The organism is Thiocapsa sp., assembly GCF_011390875.1.
Taxonomy (GTDB): Bacteria; Pseudomonadota; Gammaproteobacteria; order Chromatiales; family Chromatiaceae; genus Thiocapsa.
Genome location: NZ_JAABRP010000351.1, coordinates 1 through 3,220 on the forward strand (window position 1 = coordinate 1; position 3,220 = coordinate 3,220).

2 protein-coding genes are annotated in these 3,220 nt (G+C 67.8%); both read right to left on the minus strand.

The annotated features are described in order from the left end of the window. Positions 1-1,224 (minus strand): acetyl-CoA C-acetyltransferase (locus GPT33_RS18255; RefSeq protein WP_296811928.1); only part of this gene is annotated, 1,224 nt, incomplete at its 3' end. Positions 1,225-1,241: 17 nt separating this feature from the next. Then, a partial coding sequence (locus GPT33_RS18260; protein WP_296811930.1) for an acyl-CoA dehydrogenase occupies positions 1,242-3,220 on the minus strand: 1,979 nt, incomplete at its 5' end.

Below are 3,220 nucleotides of genomic sequence, written 5' to 3' on the forward strand. Positions count from 1 at the left end.
ACGCTTCATGGACAACGCCAGATGCAGGGCCAGACGCGCACCGCTCGCACCGACCGGGTGGCCGATGGCGATGGCGCCGCCCTCCGGATTGAGGGCATCGTCCGGGATCGCCTGATCCGGCTCGTCGCCGAGTACCTCTTCACGATAGTGACGATCCGACCAAGCCTCCTGGCAGGCGAGGACCTGCGCGGCGAACGCCTCGTTGATTTCGAACACGTCGATGTCGCCGGTCGCGAGCCCCTGACGACGCAGCAGCGGCGCCATGGCGTGGACCGGCCCGAGACCCATCTCGGTGGGGTCGAGCGCCGCCCATTGGATATCGACGAGCTGCGCGAGCACGGTCAGGTTCCAACGCGCGACCGCCTCCTCGGAGGCCAGCAGGAGCAGCGCGGCGCCATCCGTAACCTGTGCGCTGTTGCCGGCGGTCACCGCGCCCGTGGGTCGGTCGAACACCGGGCGCAGCGCTCCGAGCTTGTCCAGATCGGTGTCGACCCGATAGCCCTCGTCCTGCGTGTAGGGGGTCCCGTCGGGTGCGACGAGCGGCGTGATCTCGGTTGAAAAGACCTGGTCGGAGAGTGCGGTCCCCAGCCGCTGATGACTGCGCAGCGCGAACCGATCCATCGCCTCGCGATCGATCCCGAACCGCCAGGCGAGATGCTCGGCCGTCTGGCCCATCGAGAGACCGACGATGGGATCGGTGAGCCCCTTGAGCAGGCCGATCACGGGGGCTAGATCGTGCGGGCGCAACTGCGCGAGCAGCCGTCCGCGGGCCGTCAGGCTGCGCGCCCGCGACCAGTTCCCGAGCCACTCGACGAAGGCGCGTCCAAACAAGACAGGGGCATGGCTCATGGCCTCGGTGCCGCCGGCAAGGACCAGATCAGCCCGGCCCGAGCCGATCGAGTGCGCGGCGCTGTCCAGGGCCTGGAGTCCTGAGGCGCAGTTACGCTGGACCGTCCAGGCCGGGGTGCGCTCGCTGCAACCGAGACGCAGTGCAGCGATTCGGGCGACGTTCATCTCCTCCGGACTCGGGACCACGCACCCCAGGATGACCTCGTCGATCGCCTCCGCCGGGAAGGGCTGGCGCAGCAGGAGAGGACGGCCGGCGCCGACCGCGAGATCCGCCGCGTTAAAGGGTCCGGGGATACCGCGTGCCTTCAGAAAGGGTGTGCGACAGCCGTCGACCAGATAGACCGGTCGGGTGTTGAATCGTGTGCGTTCGCTCATCGTGTCCTCCTTTCGGATTATGCCGCGGCTCGGGCTGCATCCTGAATGTGCCGCTGCTTCGGCCGCAGCTCGACAAAGCTGTCGACCCCGATGACGGCATCGCGAAGCTGCTCCGCCTCGCGGACGGCCGCGGCGTCTTCTGCGGTGATCAGTCGGGTCGCGACCGCTTCGCGAAGTCGCGTCTGGCCGTCGTGATCGGCCAAGCGTCCTTGTCGAACGGCCGCGCGCAGGACGCCAAGTACCTCGTCCGCGTGCGTTGCGGCGGCCAAGGCCAGCTCGATGCGGCCGACGGCCAGGCTCGGATCGCGGCTGTCGAAGATGCCCGCCGCGAGGCGATCGCGGGACGCGCCCGGTTCCAGGATCAGGCGGGCGACACGATGATCCAGCGCATCGCTCGGCCCCTCGAAGGGCAGGCCGGTCGGGAAGCTGATGACCCGCAGAAGTCGCGCGAGACCGCGCCGCGGGAAGTTCCGCCACAGCGCGACCAGCGCGTCTTGGATGCGGATCAGATGGTCCGCCATGGCCCACTCGACCAGATCCCGGTCGGCCTCCGGTCGGCCCAGATCCTCGTAGTGTTTGAGCGTGCAGGAGGCCATGAACAGCAGGCTCAGGATGTCGCCGAGCCGCGCGGAGAGCCGCTCGCGCCGTTTCAGGCTCCCGCCCAAGGTCATCATGGCCAGATCGGCATTGAGGGCAAAGACGCTGCTCAGCCAGTCCAGCCGCTGATAATGGCGACCCAGCCAGCCTTCGGTCGGCCGTGCGGCGAGACGTCCGCCACTAAGTCCATCCCGCAGTGTTCGCAAGAGGTTGCTGATCAGGAAGCCGATATGTCCGGCGATGGCTGAATCGAAGCGTTCCAACGCGTGTTTTGGATCTGGATCTTCCGCGGCCCGAAACTCCTCGAGCACATGCGGATGGCACCGCAAGGCACCCTGACCGAAGATAATCCAATTACGGGTCAGGATGTTCGCGCCCTCGACCGTGATGGCGATCGGGATTGCCTGATAGACGCGCCCCAGCGGATTGGCGGGCCCGAGACAGATCCCGCTGCCGCCCTGCACGTCCATGGCGTCGTTGATGACCTGTCGAAAACCTTCGGTTAGCTGATACTTCAGCACCGCCGAGAGCACGGCCGGATGCTCGCCGGCCAGCAGCGCGGCGAGAAAGACCCGGCGTGCAGCGTCCATCTGATAAGTCCGCCCGGCGATTCTTGCGAGCGCGGCCTCGACCCCTTCGAAATCCCCGATCGGCCGGCCGAACTGTCTGCGAATCCGGGCATAGGCCCCGGTATAGCGCGCAGCCAGCTTGCCGCCGCCGGTGGCGAGCGCCGGCAACGAGATACCGCGACCCTCCGAGAGCGACTCCATCAGCATTCGCCAGCCCTTGCCGATCCCGTCTTGGCCGCCGATGACCCAATCGACCGGGATGAAGACACCACGCCCGACCAAGGGTCCGTTCTGGAAGGGGATGCCGAGCGGCAGGTGACGGCGCCCGCGCTCGATTCCGGGGGTATCGGCCGGGATCAGGGCGAGGGTGAGGCCGGGTTGCGGATCGTCGCCGAGAAGCCTGTCCGGGTCGGTCAAGCGGAAGGCCAGTCCGATCAAGGTCGCGACCGGTCCCAGGGTGATGTAGCGCTTGTCGAAATCGATCCGGATGCCGAGCGTCGGGCGGCCCTTGAAGACGCCGCGACAGACGACCCCGATGTCCGGAGTCGAGGCAGCGTCGCTGCCGGCCTTTGGGCCGGTCAATGCGAAGCAGGGGATCTCCTCGCCGCTCGCCAGGCCCGGGAGCCAGCGCTCGCGTTGGGCCTGGGTGCCGTAGCGCAGCAGCAGCTCGGCCGGCCCCAGGCTGTTGGGCACCATCACGGTCACCGCGGCGGTGATGCTGCGGCTCGCGAGCTTCATGACGATCGCCGAGTGTGCTGCCGGCGAGAAGCCGAGTCCGCCGTAGCGGGTCGGGATAACGAGTCCGAAGAGACGCTCGCGCCGGATGAAGG